The sequence below is a fragment of the Pseudomonas sp. KH_046_2 genome (assembly GCF_057838985.1).
This window is the reverse complement of record NZ_CM174480.1, coordinates 4,484,915-4,500,096: the sequence shown is the minus strand read 5'-3', so window position 1 is coordinate 4,500,096 and position 15,182 is coordinate 4,484,915. Positions and strand designations below refer to the sequence as shown.

General features: G+C 59.0%; 12 protein-coding genes. 4 read left to right on the top strand and 8 right to left on the bottom strand.

Annotation, left to right across the window (positions count from 1 at the left end):
- The first annotated feature begins 36 nt into the window (after positions 1 to 36).
- Both AC3IX1_RS20315 and AC3IX1_RS20310 read left to right on the top strand, forming a co-directional pair.
- Entirely contained in the window at positions 37 to 522 is a 486-nt protein-coding gene (locus tag AC3IX1_RS20315) for a glutathione peroxidase (RefSeq protein WP_056727098.1), read from the top strand.
- On the top strand, positions 519 to 980 hold the full coding sequence (locus AC3IX1_RS20310; RefSeq protein WP_489385570.1) for a MarR family winged helix-turn-helix transcriptional regulator: 462 nt from the start codon (positions 519 to 521) through the stop codon (positions 978 to 980). The genes AC3IX1_RS20315 and AC3IX1_RS20310 overlap by 4 nt, the downstream gene beginning before the upstream one ends.
- Here AC3IX1_RS20310 and AC3IX1_RS20305 read toward each other — a convergent pair.
- A complete protein-coding gene (locus tag AC3IX1_RS20305; protein ID WP_489385569.1) occupies positions 964 to 3,327 on the bottom strand; it encodes a hybrid sensor histidine kinase/response regulator in 2,364 nt (787 codons plus the stop codon). The genes AC3IX1_RS20310 and AC3IX1_RS20305 overlap by 17 nt on opposite strands.
- A 123-nt stretch (positions 3,328 to 3,450) precedes the next feature.
- On the opposite strand from AC3IX1_RS20305, the gene AC3IX1_RS20300 reads away from it, so the two are divergent.
- Both AC3IX1_RS20300 and AC3IX1_RS20295 read left to right on the top strand, forming a co-directional pair.
- Entirely contained in the window at positions 3,451 to 4,341 is an 891-nt protein-coding gene (locus AC3IX1_RS20300) for an ATP-binding protein (RefSeq protein ID WP_150756002.1), read from the top strand.
- The gene (locus AC3IX1_RS20295) at positions 4,338 to 4,820 is read left to right on the top strand and encodes a GAF domain-containing protein (RefSeq protein ID WP_057713828.1); all 483 of its coding nucleotides are present in this window, start codon (positions 4,338 to 4,340) and stop codon (positions 4,818 to 4,820) included. Before AC3IX1_RS20300 ends, AC3IX1_RS20295 begins: the two co-directional genes overlap by 4 nt.
- On the opposite strand, the gene AC3IX1_RS20290 is transcribed toward AC3IX1_RS20295, so the two are convergent.
- From AC3IX1_RS20290 to AC3IX1_RS20260, 7 genes are all read right to left on the bottom strand, one after another.
- On the bottom strand, positions 4,821 to 7,766 hold the full coding sequence (locus tag AC3IX1_RS20290) for an HD domain-containing phosphohydrolase (protein ID WP_489385568.1): 2,946 nt from the start codon (positions 7,764 to 7,766) through the stop codon (positions 4,821 to 4,823).
- Between the two features lie 49 nt (positions 7,767 to 7,815).
- Positions 7,816 to 11,457: a transporter substrate-binding domain-containing protein gene (locus tag AC3IX1_RS20285; protein WP_489385567.1), complete on the bottom strand. Its 3,642-nt coding sequence runs from the start codon at positions 11,455 to 11,457 to the stop codon at positions 7,816 to 7,818.
- A gap of 8 nt (positions 11,458 to 11,465) precedes the next feature.
- The gene (locus AC3IX1_RS20280; protein ID WP_489385566.1) at positions 11,466 to 12,092 is read right to left on the bottom strand and encodes a response regulator; all 627 of its coding nucleotides are present in this window, start codon (positions 12,090 to 12,092) and stop codon (positions 11,466 to 11,468) included.
- A 245-nt stretch (positions 12,093 to 12,337) separates the two neighbouring features.
- Positions 12,338 to 12,730, bottom strand: coding sequence for a response regulator (locus AC3IX1_RS20275; RefSeq protein WP_489385565.1), 393 nt, complete (start codon positions 12,728 to 12,730; stop codon positions 12,338 to 12,340).
- Positions 12,731 to 12,908: 178 nt separating this feature from the next.
- A complete protein-coding gene (locus tag AC3IX1_RS20270; RefSeq protein ID WP_489385564.1) occupies positions 12,909 to 14,237 on the bottom strand; it encodes a deoxyguanosinetriphosphate triphosphohydrolase in 1,329 nt (442 codons plus the stop codon).
- A 214-nt stretch (positions 14,238 to 14,451) separates the two neighbouring features.
- Positions 14,452 to 14,796, bottom strand: a complete 345-nt coding sequence (locus AC3IX1_RS20265) for a hypothetical protein (RefSeq protein ID WP_489385563.1) — start codon at positions 14,794 to 14,796, stop codon at positions 14,452 to 14,454.
- The gene (locus AC3IX1_RS20260) at positions 14,793 to 15,182 is read right to left on the bottom strand and encodes a phage holin family protein (protein ID WP_489385562.1); all 390 of its coding nucleotides are present in this window, start codon (positions 15,180 to 15,182) and stop codon (positions 14,793 to 14,795) included. The genes AC3IX1_RS20265 and AC3IX1_RS20260 overlap by 4 nt, the downstream gene beginning before the upstream one ends.

Here is a 15,182-nt window from a genome sequence, read left to right as displayed (position 1 = left end):
CTTTGTTATCTCGTCCATTCAATCGGAACCTCAAACATGAGCGACAACCTGCTGAGCATCCCTTGCACCACGATCAAGGGTGAGCAAAAGACCCTGGCGGACTTCGCCGGCAAAGCCGTGCTGGTGGTCAACACCGCGAGCAAATGCGGTTTCACTCCACAGTACAAAGGCCTGGAAGAGCTGTGGCAGACCTACAAGGACCAGGGCCTGGTGGTGCTCGGTTTTCCCTGCAACCAGTTCGGCAAGCAAGAGCCGGGCAACGAAGGGGCCATCTCCGAGTTCTGCGAACTGAACTTCGGCGTCAGCTTCCCGCTGTTCAAAAAGATCGACGTCAACGGTGCCGACGCCCATCCGCTGTTCGTGCAATTGAAAAAGCGCGCACCGGGGGTGCTGGGTTCCCAGGGCATCAAGTGGAACTTCACCAAGTTCCTGATCGGCAAGGACGGGCAACTGGTCAAGCGCTTCGCCCCGGCGACCAAGCCGCAGGACCTGACCCGCGAGATCGAAGCCCTGCTCAAATGAACACCTTGTCAGTCGATTCCCTGAAGCTCGACAGCCAGCTGTGTTTCAAGCTGTACGCGGCTTCCCGGGCGGTGATTCGCGCCTACAAGCCCATGCTCGATCAGTTGGGCCTGACTTACCCTCAGTACCTGGCGATGCTGGTGTTGTGGGAGTGGCAGGAAGCGGCCCCGGAGCAGCCGACCGTCAAGGCATTGGGCGAGCGTCTGGCCCTGGATTCCGGCACGCTGACACCCTTGCTCAAGCGCCTGGAACAACTGCAACTGGTGCAGCGTCAGCGTTCGGCGCGCGATGAGCGTGAAGTGCACCTGAGCCTGTCGCCAGCCGGCACGGCCTTGCGCGACCGGGTCGGGCCACTCAAGGCGCGCCTGTTGTGCGACAGCGGGGTCGATCTCAATCGTCTCAACGACTTGCGCGATGGCCTCGATCACCTGTTGGGGCAGATCAAGGCGCTGTCGTAGCGGGGACCCACAAGTCCAGCAGGGCGGCCAGTTCTTCGCGCCGGAAGGGTTTGGCCAGGTAGTCGCTCATGCCCGCGGCACGACAGCGTTCGCGCTCCTCCGACATGGCGTTGGCCGTCAGGGCGACGATGGGCAGTTGGGGCCAGCGTCCGCTGCGGCGGATTTGCCGGCTGGCTTCATAGCCGTCCATCACCGGCATGTTGCAGTCCATCAGCACCAGGTCGAAATCCCGTTGCTCGAGTTGATCCAGGGCCTCGCCACCATGAGCCGCGGTGATGACCTCGCAGCCGAGTTTGCCGAGCATACCCTTGGCCACCAACTGGTTGACCGGATTATCTTCCACCAACAGCACGCTCCCGCGGCGTTGAGGGCATTGGGTGTCGAGCCGGGCCTCATTGATCGGGTGGGTTTGCGGTTGCAGGATCCGCTGCAACGTCTGCAGCAGTGTATTGCGGGCAAGGGGGCGGGCCTGTTGTTGCAGGGGGGCGAGGGCGTTGGCCTCTTCGCCGGGCATGAAGTTGCCGTAAGCGGTGATCAGCAGGATCGGCGCGCTGAGGGTGGGGCGCAAATTGAACAGGCATTCGGGGCAGTCGGTGATGAGCACGTCGGCTGCCAGGCCAAGCAGTGGGTCATCCATGGAACGCCGTTCATAGTCCAGCCCCCAGACAGGCAACAGGCTGTTCAACAGTTCCCCCAGCCCGCTGCTGGCGGCCGTGATGGCGATGACTTTGCCCTTGAGCGAAACAGCAGGCATTGCGCGGGTATGGCTGGGCAATGGCAACTCCGCGCAGAACTGGCTGCCAAAACCCGGCTCGGAGCTGATCGTCAGGCGCCCCTGCATGGCTTCGCAAAGGTTGTAGGTCAGGGCCAGGCCCAGCCCGGTACCGCCAAATTGTCGGGTAATACCGGCGCCGGCCTGGGTGAAAGGCTGGAGGATCTTGACCTGGGCATCCTGGGGGATGCCGATGCCGGTGTCGCACACTTCGATCCTGACGCCGTCACCGAACGTCGACAGGCGCACGTCGACCCGCCCGAAACGGGTGAACTTGAGGGCGTTGGACAGCAGGTTACTGACGATCTGCCGCACCCGGGTCGGATCGCCGAGCACCAGTGCCGGGAAATGCGGATCGATCAGGCAGGTCAGTTCGACGCTGGGGGCGGCGTTCTGCGACAACAGGTTGGCGGTGTCTTCGATCAGCGAACCAAGGTCGAAGGGGATGTGTTCGAGTTCGAGTTGGCCGGCATCGAACTTCGACAAATCGAGAATATCGTTGAGCAGCTCCACCAGCACTTTGCCCGAGTCATGGGCGATCGACAGTTGCTGCTGTTGTTCGGCATTCAGCGGCCCGTCGAGGGACAGCGCGATCATCCCGAGCAAGCCATTGAGGGGGGTGCGGATTTCATGGCTCATGTTGGCCAGGAACACCGAGCGGGCTTCGGCCATGTCGAGGGCGGTACTGCGGGCGGCTTCCAGTTCCTCGTTGGATTGACTCAGCCGGGTGTTGATCGCCTTGAGTTCGGCAGTGCGGGCCGAGACGATGTTTTCCAGTTGGCCGAGATACTCGGTCAGGCGGTTTTCCGCGTTGCGCCGCTGCTGGATTTCGGTGGCGATGTTCTTGAATTGCTGGTTGGCAACCTTGACCAGCACGCCGATCTCATCGTTGGCATGCCCGGTGGGACACTCCAGTGAGGTCGATTCGGTGCTGCTCGGGTCGCGACCGCTGAGTTCACGGATGACCCGCACCAGGGGTTTGGTCAGCATCACATAGAACAGCGCCAGCAGGATGCCGGACAGCAGCAGGCTGCGGGCGAAGCCATTAAGCAGGGTCACTTCGGCCCGGCGCAGGAACCGGTCGCCGAAGGCGTAAGTGTCGACGTTCAGCCGCAGCGTACCCAGGGATTCGTTGGGCATATGATCCAGGTAAAGCCGGTCATCGAACTGTCGGTTGGCGCCGAACAGGAAGTCACTGAGCATCCGGTAACCGTTTTCCACACCGGGTCGCTTGACGTTGGCCAGCACGGTGCCGTTGTTGTCGGTCAGTTTTGCGCCGATGATCGCCGGCGAGCGCAGCAGGCCCTGTGTCAGTTCCTTGGCGAGTTCGGCGTCGATGTTGTAGGCGATCCGCGATGCCGGGTTGTGGCTGATTTCCAGCAATGAAAGGATTTCACGATTGATGGAGGCGTCTTCACTGGCATAATCGATGCCTATTTGCAGCAGGCTGAGCAGCGTGCCCAGAATGAAACCGACCAGCACGGTAAGCCGGGCTTGCTTGAATGACAGCCGGTTGGTGAATTTGATGTCCATTGGGGGGTGAACCACTTCGGTTTCCTTTCGCTGCTCAAGCATAGTCGATCATGCCTGCCTGCTGATGTTCTCGCGAGGCATGTACTGCGGGGGCAGCCGCTTGTGTGACGCTGTGTTTCGTCGCTGTATCACCATCATTACTGTGAACGTGCCCGAGGAGAAGTCGTGGATTCTCGATTGAATGCTTTTCTTGAACGCGCCGATGCCGTTCTGGCCCGTATCGAGCCGTTGCTGCCGGCGCCTCGGCCAGCCATCGACTGGACGCAATGCCTGGCCGCGCGCTGGCAGCGTGAGTCGCGTGGCGGTTATCTGATGCCGCTGGAGGTCAGCCTCGACATGCGTTTGTCGGACCTGATCGGCGTCGACCGGCAGGTCGAGCAGCTTGGGCGCAATACCCGGCAGTTCCTCGACGGCATGCCGGCCAACCACGCCTTGCTCTGGGGCTCGCGCGGCACCGGCAAGTCGTCGCTGGTGCGCGCCTTGTTGGCTGAGCACGCTCAAGCCGGTTTGCGCTTGATCGAGATTGAACGTGATCACCTGGCAGACCTGCCGCGAGTGGTCGAACAGATCGGCAAACTGCCTCAGCGTTTCGTGCTGTTTTGCGATGACCTTTCGTTCGAGTCGGGCGAGGGTGATTACCGAGTGCTCAAGAGCGTCCTCGATGGCTCGCTGGAGCAGGCGCCGGACAACGTTTTGCTGTACGCCACGTCCAACCGTCGCCACCTGGTGCCGGAAAAGGAAAGTGACAACGAAAACTGGAAACGGGTCGACGGCGAACTGCATCCGAGCGAAGCGGTGGAAGACAAGATCGCGCTGTCGGACCGTTTCGGCCTGTGGCTGTCGTTCTATCCGTTTACCCAGGAACACTTCCTCGACGTCGTCGAACACTGGATCGGCCAGTTGGCCGGCAAGGCCGGACTGGCCTGGCAGCGCACCGAGGAGCTGGACATTCTGGCGGTGCGCTGGGCCACCGGCCGAGGCAATCGCAATGGGCGTTGTGCCTATCAATTTGCCCGTTACTGGGTCGGGCTGAAACTGTTGGAGCACAAGGCATGATCGATTTACAAAAGAGCGGCCAGGGCCTCGAAGGCTACGGCATGCTGCACGCGCAGCTGGAATCATTGCTGGCGGACGAGCGGGATTTCATCGCCAATGCCGCACAGTTCTCGGCGTTTCTGTTCAACCAGCTCGATGACTTGAACTGGGCCGGTTTCTACCTCAACCGTAATGAAGAACTGGTGCTGGGCCCGTTTCAGGGGCAGATCGCTTGCGTGCGGATTCCGTTTGGCCGCGGCGTTTGCGGGGCGGCGGCAGCCACCTTGCAGACTCAACGAGTCGAAGATGTGCACGCGTTCCCCGGTCACATTGCCTGCGACAGCGCCTCGAACAGCGAACTGGTGGTGCCGCTGGTAAAGGACGGCCGATTGATCGGCGTGCTCGATCTCGACAGTCCGAAACTCGCGCGTTTCACCGCGCAGGACCAGGCCGGAATCGAACAGCTGGCGGCGATTTTCCTGCGCCTGACCGACTGCTGATCAAGATGCCAATCCGGCCTTGGCCAACAGGCCCGAGGCATCCACCGCATCGATCTGCCCGGGGTCGAGGAAGCGCCTGGCGTACTGCAAATAGATCTGTGCCTTGATGAACAACCCGAACAGCTCCGGGTCGATGTGGGCATCACGGCACATGAACGCCATGATGCCCAGCGCCTCGCTCAAGGTCTTGGCTTTTTTGTAGGGGCGGTCGGCGGCCGTCAGCGCTTCGAATATATCGGCAATCGCCATCATCCGCGCCGGCAGGCTCATTTCCTCTCGCTTCAAGCGTTTCGGATAGCCGGTGCCGTCCATTTTTTCGTGGTGCCCGCCGGCTATTTCCGCGACGCTGCGCAAGTGCTCGGGGAACGGCAAATGGTTGAGCATCAGAATCGTCTGAACGATGTGGTTATTGATGACATAACGCTCCTCGCTCGTCAGGGTGCCCCGGACAATGCTCAGGTTGTACAGCTCGCCCCGGTTGTATTTGTGGGGCGGAACGTCGAGCTTGAAGGCCAGGGGATTGTCTTGCGGTATCACTTCGTTTTCGCTGCGTTCGAACAAGTGCTCGGGTTTGTCCGCCAGTAAGGGTTCGCTGACGGGCAGGGCGGGAGCGGGTGTTCGGGCCTGACGCCGGTTTTCTTCCCAGGACACGCCCAGCCGGTCATCCAGGGTCCGGGTCCAGGTGCGTTCAGCCAGGCGACGCAGGCGTTGCAGGTCATCGTCGGCCATGGCTTCGCCGCCGAGATTGCAACGGGCCACGAAGGCGTAATCATCATCCAGCCCGGCCAGGCTGGCATTGCGCAGTTCCGCCAGCGCTTGCTCGTCACCGCCCAGGGCGATGGCCTGCCAGTAGCTTACCCAGGCATCGCGCTTGAGTACCTCGAAGCGGGTACGGATTTCGTGGATGCGATCGGTCAGGGTTTCCAGTTTCGTGGCTTTGTCGACAACGTATTCCGGGGTGGTGACCTTGCCGCAATCGTGCAGCCAAGCGGCGATGTGCAGTGCCTCCCATTCATCTTCGGTTGGCTGATAAGCGCTGAAGGCGGGCTCCTGGCTGTCTGCCGCCGCCTGGGCGAGCATCAGGGTCAGTTCCGGCACGCGCTGGCAATGGCCCCCAGTGTAGGGGCTTTTGGCGTCGATGGCGCCGGCCAGCAGTTGAATGAAGGCGTCCAGCAGCTGTTTTTGCCGGGCTTGCAGGCGCTGGCTTTCGATACATACGGCGGCCGCGCCGGACACCGCCTGGAGAAACGCAATGCGGTCCGGCCGCAGTTTGTCCAGATCGCTCTGCTCGCCGCTGTCGGCCAACAGCAATACCAGCAGACCCACGGTTTCGTTGTGGCGATTGTGCAGGCGGATCCCGATCAGATGGACCCGGGGACTTTCCAGCGCGAGCAGGATTTTCTGCAGGTCACCTGCCTGCTCGAAACCCAGGTTGCTGACGACAGTGTCGACGTTGGCCAACTGATGCAGCCATGGGGGGCTTTGCGGGTTCTTGAGCGAGTGTCCGCGGATGTCGAAGGCTTGCAGGTTTTCGGCGGTGTTGTTGATCACCAGTCCGTGGGGTTCCATGTGCTCGCCATCACCTTCGCGCAGATAGATCAGGCCGGCCTGGGCCTGGCCGATTTTCACGGTTTCAAACAACACCCGTTCCAGCAGCGGGGCGAAACGGGTTTCGGCGCTGAGGCTCTCAGTGATCTGGAAGAAGCTCGCCAGGGTGTCTTTCATCCGTGCCATCGACACACTCAACTGGTCGACTTCGAGCACCGGCGAGCGACGGGAAAGCGGAAAATTGAAATCGAAGCTGCGAATCGCATCGGCCTCCTGCACCAGGGCGCGCAAGGGTTTGACCAGGACTCTCGACGTCAGCCAACCCAGCGGCACGCATAACAGCAGGGTTGCCAGGGTAATGAGCGCACCTTGCCAGCGCATCCGGTAGGCGTCGACGAGCAACTCGTCTTCCGGTACCAGCAGCGCCAGTTGCAGGCCTTGGGGGCCGCCTTCCTGCATGCTGCTGCGGGCCACGATCCACTGCCGGCCGTTGGCGTTCAGGCGACTGCCTTGAGGCGGACTGTTGAGCAACGCACCCAGGCTGGGGCTCAGGTCCGCCGCCTTGATCAGGCGGGACGTCTGATCATCGATGATCAGCCTGCGGCTGTCGGGGTAGGCGATGGCATTGCCTTCGGCATCGAACAACACGATTTCGGTATTGGGGGTCACGACGTGCTTGGCCAGGGTCGCGCTGAGCTCGGCCAGGGTCAGGTCAGCGGCCAGGATTGCCTTGTCGCCACTGCGTCGTGCCAGTGTCGTGCCGATATTGTGGGTGGAAAAGAAGATATAGGGTTCGGTGGTGATCTGGTCATTGTCCCCATGGGCGCTGATAAACCAGGCACGATTGCGTGGGTCGTACGTGTCGTTCAGGTTGTCCTGACGGCTGACAAGTGCCAGGTTCCGGTCGAAAAACAACGACTGGGAGTGGGCCTGGCCGCTGCTGTCGTGCTCGATGCTCCAGACCTGGTAAACCGCCGTGTCCGGTGCCTTGACCAGGGCATTGACCGCTGGGGTGCGCAGCGGGCGGACCATGAAAAAGTCACCATTGTCGTAGCCCAGGTACAGCGAAGCCAGGTTGGGGTTGTCTTCGAGTGACTGGCTGAACGGTTCGAGCAGTGCCAGGCGTTGTTCCAGATCAGGGGACTGGCCCGCCGGATTGAGTGCCAGCAGGCTCAACAGATGACGAATGGGGTCATAGGTCGCGTGCAGGTCCAGCCGGACATCCTGCTCAATGCGGTTGAAGAGTTTCTCGCTGCTGGACAAGATGATCTGTGTGGTTTGCCGGTAGTTGAAAAGCCCCAGCACCGCCCCGGTCAGCAACAACAAAAAGGTGAACATCACGCTGATATGGACATGCAGCGGAAACCGGCGTGGATCCGTGCGCAGTGGGTCAGGCATTGCGGGTTTCTCCATGATGGTCAACACACTGCCGAGGGACCAAGCATAGTTAAGGCTCTGGCATTTTGCCTTCGTCATATTGCTCGATCTGACGCAGCAATGCCTCCTCCAGCTCAAGCATGGCGCGCTCCATGGATTTGCAGCATCCGGCCACTTTTCCGCGATCGAAATCCTCATGGCAGACGGCTTCGAGTGCCTCGCAGCAGTCGATCAGGCGGGAGGCCTGTACTATCCGGGCTGCGCCTTTGATTTTGTGGGCAATGTCTCGCAGCGCCTGCGTATCCCCGGAGCTGGATAGCGACAACAGCGTTGGCAGATCCTGGCGGTTGCTGTTCACCAGTTCGTTCAGCAATCGTCGGTTCAAGATCGGGTTGCCCCCGGTCAGCAGTTTCAACCCGTGAAGGCTGAACGCCGGGGCTGCATGGGTTGGTTCAATGCCTTGCACCCATTGACTCAAGGCCCCGAGGCTGAGGGGTTTGAACAGGCAGTCGTTCATTCCTGCCTGTTTACAGCGTTGTATTTCTTCCGGTTGGGCGTTGGCGGTAAAGCCGAGAACGGTGCAGGGAGGACGATGGAGCTGTCGCTCATGCTGGCGAATGGCACGGGCCAGCTCGTAACCGTTCATGACCGGCATGTTGCAATCGGCGATCACCAGATCAAAAGGCTGGTCTTTCCATGCCTTCAATCCCTCCTGTCCATCGGCCGCGACGGCAAATCGATGCCCAAGAAATTCCAGTTGCTGGCACGTGAGCAATCGATTGGCGGAGTGATCGTCGACGACCAGAACATTCAATGGGGTTGTGGCGACGATGACTTGGGTTTCGACTGCTTGGGCTGACTGTTGCAGCGGCAACGTTTCCAGCTGCAACAACACCTCTACTTGGGTGCCGATGCCCGGCTCGCTGCGCAATTGCAGGCTGCCGCCCATCATCTCGCAGAGATTGCGGCTGATCACCAGCCCCAGCCCTGCGCCTCCCCTGGCCGATTGCATGGCGTGGTCGGCCTGGGCGAAGGGTTCGAACAGGCGTTGTTGATCCTGTTCGCTGATCCCGATACCACTGTCGTGAACCTGCACCCGCATCTGCACATGCTCAGGTTGCGTTGCCAGGTGCAGGTCGACAATGACCCGGACCTGGCCTTGCTCGGTAAACTTGATGGCATTGCTGATCAGGTTGGACAGCACCTGCTTGAAGCGCAATGGGTCCAGCAACACATCGAAGGTCGGGTTCACCGATGAAAACTCCAGCACCAGTTCGAGCTCCTTCTGTCGGGCCAGGCCTTCGAAGATTCGTACGACCGAGGTCACAAGTTCACCCGGATTGACCCGCTCCGGGCTCAGGCTCAAGCGTCCTGATTCGATTCTGGCGATGTCGAGAATGTCGCCGATCAATTCCAGCAACCCTTTCGCCGAGTTGTACGCGACATCGATGGCCGGACGCTCCGGGTGCTGATGATCAAGACGCTTGAGTGTCAGTTCAAGCATGCCGATGATTGCATTCATCGGCGTGCGTATCTCATGGCTCATCGTGGCCAGAAACGTGCTTTTGGCCCGGTTGGCGTTATCGGCACGTTCTTTCGCGCAACGCAGATCATCGAGCAGTTGCCGCCGTTCGCTGATGTCGATCCAGCCACCGATAATGCCTTGCACTTTTGCGCTCGAATCCCGATAGGGAAGAATCCAGTGATAGATCGTCAGCCGCCGGCCACCAATGTGCAGCTCGCGATCGACGATCAACGGTCTGCCCTCGGCCACCACACGCTGGTAGTCGGCCTGGTACTCCCGGGCTTCGAACACGTTGCTCATCGATCCCTGCATGACGCTTTTGCCGATGACATCTTCACGCCGGGCGCAGAACGCTTGCAGGTAACTGTCGTTGCAACTTTGCAGCAGCCCCTGGCGATCACGCACGTAGATCGGATGGGGTGTGCCGTTGACCAGCGATCGCATGAACTCAAACTGATCGTTCAGCGCACGCTCGGCGGCCTTGCATTGCTTGATCTGGCGTCGCATGTAGTCGTTCCACGCAATGGAAATCAGCAATAGCACGCCGGCACCGATGACGATTTGGTAGAACAGTCTTTGATAGTTGCGCCAGGTGTTTTGCGAGGACGCCGAATAGCCGCGCCAGCGACTGTTGATGATGCCCAGTTCTTCCGGCGAGATGCTCAGCAACGCCTTGTCGAGAATGGCGTTCAGCTCTTTGGCGTCCAGAGCGGTGGCAAGGGAAAACGCCGCCTGCTCGGTGCCGATGGTGGTACTGATTTGCAATGTGTGCTCGAACAGCTGCGAGGAAATAAAGTAATTGGCAATGACCAGTGAGTTCACCGCGCCCTCTACCTGGCCTTCGGCGAGTAGCTCTACGGCGCTGAAGGTGTCCGGGGTTTCGACCAACTTGATTCGGGGAAACTCTCCGCGCAGGTAATCCATGAGTGGATTGCCGCGGGCAATGGCCAGGCGCTTGTCCTCTAACTGCGCGAGGTTGGTCGGGCTGTCGGCGGCTTTGCGGGTCAGCAGGACGTAGGAATTTTCCAGAAAGGGGCGGGTAAAGTTCAGCCGGGTTTGACGTTGGGCACTGGGGAGCAACGCTGCGATCACATCTACCTTGTTGTCCTTGATCTGTTTGATCATTTCGTCATCGCTTCGGCTGCTCCGGATATCAAAACGCAAGCCGGTACGCAGCCTGATCAGCTCAAGCAAATCCGCGGTGACTCCGCGAAAATTGCCATTGCTATCGAAAAACGTCAGTGGCGCAAAGGCTTCGTTGACGACAACACGCACAATCGGGTGGTGGCTCAGCCAGCGTTCTTCCCGCTCGGTGAGTTGCAGCTTTTGATCGGTCAGCAGAATGTCGCTGCCGGCGCTCCAGCGTTTGGCGATGTTTTCTCGTTCACTGGAGGGGATGGCCGTGATCACCGTGTTGATGATGCGGAGCAACTCGGGGTTGTTCCGGTTGACGGCGAAGCTGAAACCAAAGGCTTCATGTTTGCCGAAGTTGGCCATGCGGATGTTGTTCAGGTACCCCTTGTTGATCATGTAGTGAGTTGAAATGGTGTCGCCGAGAAACACGTCCGCCTGATCGAAAGCAACGGCATTGATCGCATTCTGGTAGGACGGATAGGACGTGATGATCGCCTTCGGGTACAACGCCTTGACTTCCGCCAGCGGCAAGTAGTGATACACCATGCTCAGGCGCAATCCGGCCAGGCCATCGGTGAGGGATCGGGTTTCCCCTTCGCGGGTCACCAATACGGGTTGGTCGACGGCATAGGGTATGGACAGTGCAATGTCGGCATTGCCGGCTTCGAATCCATTGGCGGTGCCAAGCAGATCGACTTCGCCGTTCTCCAGCGCAGCGATCGCGGCCCCTCGGGAATCGAAACGCTGAACCGTGACGGGCAAACCGGTAACTTTCCCCAGGAGACCGGCGTAATCGGCGGTAAACCCTTCATAGTCCCGACCACTGGTGGTCAGGTCGAATGGGGGATAGTCCGGGGCCGACGTACCGAGCGTCAGCTGATTTTTTTGTTTGATCCATTGTCGCTGGGATTCATCCAGCCGAACCTCCAGTGCCCCGGCCTTCGAGCGACTGAGCAGCGTGTAGTTTTCATTGCCCGGTGCCCCGAACAACGAGGTGCTCACGCATAGACCTGCGGTCAATTGAATCAGATAGGCCTTCAAACGGCTGGGCATCGAGGTTCTCACACGAGTGCGTTACGTTTTGCCATCTCGATCAGTTCAACCAGGGATTTGGCTTTGAGTTTCTGCATGAGGCGCTTTTTGTAGGTGCTCACGGTCTTGTTGCTTAGAAACATGCCCTTGGCAATTTCCTTGTTTGTGCGACCTTGGGCAAAAAGTTGCAAGACCATAAGTTCCCGGTCATTTACCGATTTGAACAGTTCCAATTCGATGCAGCGTGTTTCATCTCCGCGGACGGGGTTCAAGGCCTCGCTCGGGAAGTAGTTGTAACCCGCAAATACCGCTCTTATGGCACTGACAAGTTCACTGATGTCCTCTTGTTTGCAGACATAGCCCGATGCACCCGATTGCATGCAACGAATACCGAAAAGTGTCGGGCATTGTGCTGTCAGTACCAGTGTTTTAAGAGGGGCGCTCATTGCATTGAATCGGGATAGCACTTCCAGTCCATCCAGTTTTGGAATGCTGATGTCGAGAATGACCAGGTCCGGCATGCATTCGCGAATCATCTGCATGGCGTCGACACCATTGTCAGTTTCGCCGACGACTTTGTAACCCTCATGTTCCAATAACATTCGAACGGCAAGGCGGATAACCGGGTGATCGTCGACTATAAAAACGGAGTTCATAATAAAGTCCCATGCGAGCTCAAATAAAGCGCGCACCATAGCTCAGATACTTGAAGGGACGCATGAACTGACCGACCTGTAGCAGCAATATAGGAGAAATCCTACAGATTAAAAAGAATTGGACTACGTATTAACTAGGTTTCTTATTAGGAAGGCTGAAAAAAGTCAAACAAGTGGATGTGCTTTAAAAGGGAGTTGTTTGTAAGTTTTTCACTGTGTGTTTGTCAGTTTTTATATGTTTTTTTCTATAGTGTTGCTGAAGTCAACAAGTCTCTAAATTCAGATTGTTTCAATGGTTTTATCAAGTAACCCAATAATGGCAGCCCGTGTTCAGTGGCTGTTTTTTCTAGCTCATCCAGTTCAGATGTCGTCAGGCTACTCAGAATGATCGCCTGCCTGATCAGCCCTCGCTGGCTGGCAAACCGGACCAGATCGAGTCCCGTCAGATCGGGCAGGCACTGATCGCATAAAAGGATGTCGAACGGTTGGTCGGCCCCGAGCAGTTGCTGCAGAGCGCCTTTTGCGCTGTCGGTGGTCGTCAGCCGGGTGAAGCCATAACTTTCCAGCAGGCATTGAGTGGCTATTAGTTGGAAGGGATGGTCTTCCACCACGAGGATGCGTAGATCGTCTTTGGCCATGGGGCGTACTTCATCTGTCGAACAGAAGGGAGGGCGATTGTTTCGCGAGAGTACCGGGCAAGCGATCAGTTTGCTCGCCATGTGCTGTAGGGCGATTCGACGAAACTTGAGTGCTGTTGGATGTTGAAGGGGGGATCAGCCATAACGAATGCCGTAATGGCTGATCAGTCGATTCTCCTCAGTGGCTGGCGCGGCCGGTCATCTCCAAAGCCATGTCACTGGCATAGCTGTCGGTCATGCCGGCAATGAAATCAATCATGCGCAAAAACGAAGTATGCAACGGGCCGTGAGGGTCGGGTGCATTGTTGCCCAGCAGGTCAAGGATGCGGCGGCTCTTGAATGACGGCGTCCGCCCATTGTGCTGCTCCAGCGCGGCACCGCAAAAGGCATTGAGCAGGATTTCCAGCGTGGTGTAGGCGCCGATCTCGTGCAGGGTCTTGCGCTTGTCCTGGAAGATTTTCTTGCGGGCCATGTCCTTGGCATTCAGCACGCAACGCTTGGCGGGACCGTGCATGTGTTCCACCAGATCGCCGGGCAGTGTACCGGCCAATAGCGCCTCCTGTTGCTCGACGAAGGCGCGAGCCGCGGCATTGGTCAAGTGCTCGATGGCTTTACCGCGCAGGATCGCCAGTTTGCGTCGGCGCGAATCGTCAGGACCGAGCTGGCGATAAGTTTCCGGCAAGTCATCGCCCACCAGGCCCAGCAGCAGGGATTCGACTTCGGCGTATTCCAGCAACTCCATTTCCAGGCCGTCTTCCAGGTCGATCAGCGCATAGCAGATGTCGTCGGCGGCCTCCATCAGGTACACCAGCGGGTGCCGCGCCCAACGCTGCTCCTCCAGTTGTGGCAGGCCGAGTTTATGGGCGATCTGCTCCAGCAGCGGCAGCTCGCTCTGATAACACCCGAACTTGTGTTTCTTGTAGCCCAGCGAGTCGGCGTGCCTGGCCGTCCATGGATACTTCAGGTACGTGCCCAGCGTTGCATAGGTCAGGCGGGTACCGCCGTCGAACTGGTGATACTCCAGTTGGGTGAGTACCCGAAAGCCCTGGGCATTGCCTTCGAAATTCAGGAAGTCATTGCGCTCGGCTTCACTCATTGCATCCAACCAGCCACGGCCGGCGGCTTGCTGGAACCAATGGCGGATCGCGTCTTCACCGGAATGGCCGAACGGCGGGTTGCCGATGTCGTGTGCCAGGCAGGCCGATTGCACCACCATCCCCAGGTCGCTGGGTTCACACCATTCGGGCAGGGTCCTGCGGATGGTTTCGCCGACGCGCATGCCCAGTGAACGACCCACACAACTGACTTCCAGCGAGTGGGTCAGACGCGTATGAATGTGATCGTTGCTGGACACCGGATGGACCTGGGTCTTGCGCCCGAGGCGGCGGAAAGCCCCCGAGAAAATGATGCGGTCGTGGTCTTTGTGAAAAGGGCTGCGGCCGAGTTCTTCAGGGCTGTGCAGAGGTTTTCCGAGGCGTTCGCGGGTAAGCAGGGTGTGCCAATCCAAGGCGGGTCTCTCCGTCAGGTGACTGATGGCCTAGCTTCCCGTTTCGCGCCATGACCTGCAAGCGGAACTACAATCTGGCGGCGTCGATATCGAGACGTCCTTGCAAGATCATTTTTTGGAGGGTGCCTGTCGACCGGGTAGGCGCACAGGATTGCACCCCTCGAAAGAGGGGCACATCCCGTCGACATGGCAAAAATACAGCCAGAAAAACTGATCAGTCTTTGCGCGAAGAGCCCTGCATGATCAGTTTGATCAGCGGCCCCAGTGAGGTGCCGAGACGGATCAGCCGGGTCAGGCTGCTGAGGCCACCTCCGTTTTTCGCACCCTTGCCGGTCAGAAAGCCCAGCAAGGTAACGGCGGCCACGCCCCAGAGTGGAGCGTGCTTGATGCCAAAGCCGTCCTGCAGGTTTTGTGTGATCCCGCGCACCCGTTGCAAGGGTTGCAGCAGTTGCGCGGACTCGTGGCGGATTTCCTGACGATGCATTTCCATGCGCAGGCGGATCAGGGCCTTGCGCATTTCCGCGCGCGAGCTGTTTTGTGGCAGTTCAGGCAGGCTCATGGCAGCAGGCGCTCCCGATCGTTGGCCAGCTCTTCCAGGGTGCCATGGAAGGGCGAGGACTCATCGAAAATCGCCGCTCTCAAGCGCATCCCACAGAATATGGCGGCGAGGGAGTAGAACGCACAGAGCCCGATGATGGCGGTCAGGCGATACGTGTCCCAGAACAGGATAAGCACCAGCGTCGACAGCCCTACCAGCAGCAGCAATGCAAACACCAGCGCCAGGCCGGCAAACAGCAACAGGCTGACGGTGCGGGCTTTTTGTTCCTGCAATTCGATGCCGAACAGTTCGACATGGCTGTGCAGCAACCCAAGGAAGGCAGCACCCAGGCGCCGCGATGAGGAGCTGGTTCCCGTCACGGACGGGCCGGATTCGCCGATCGACAT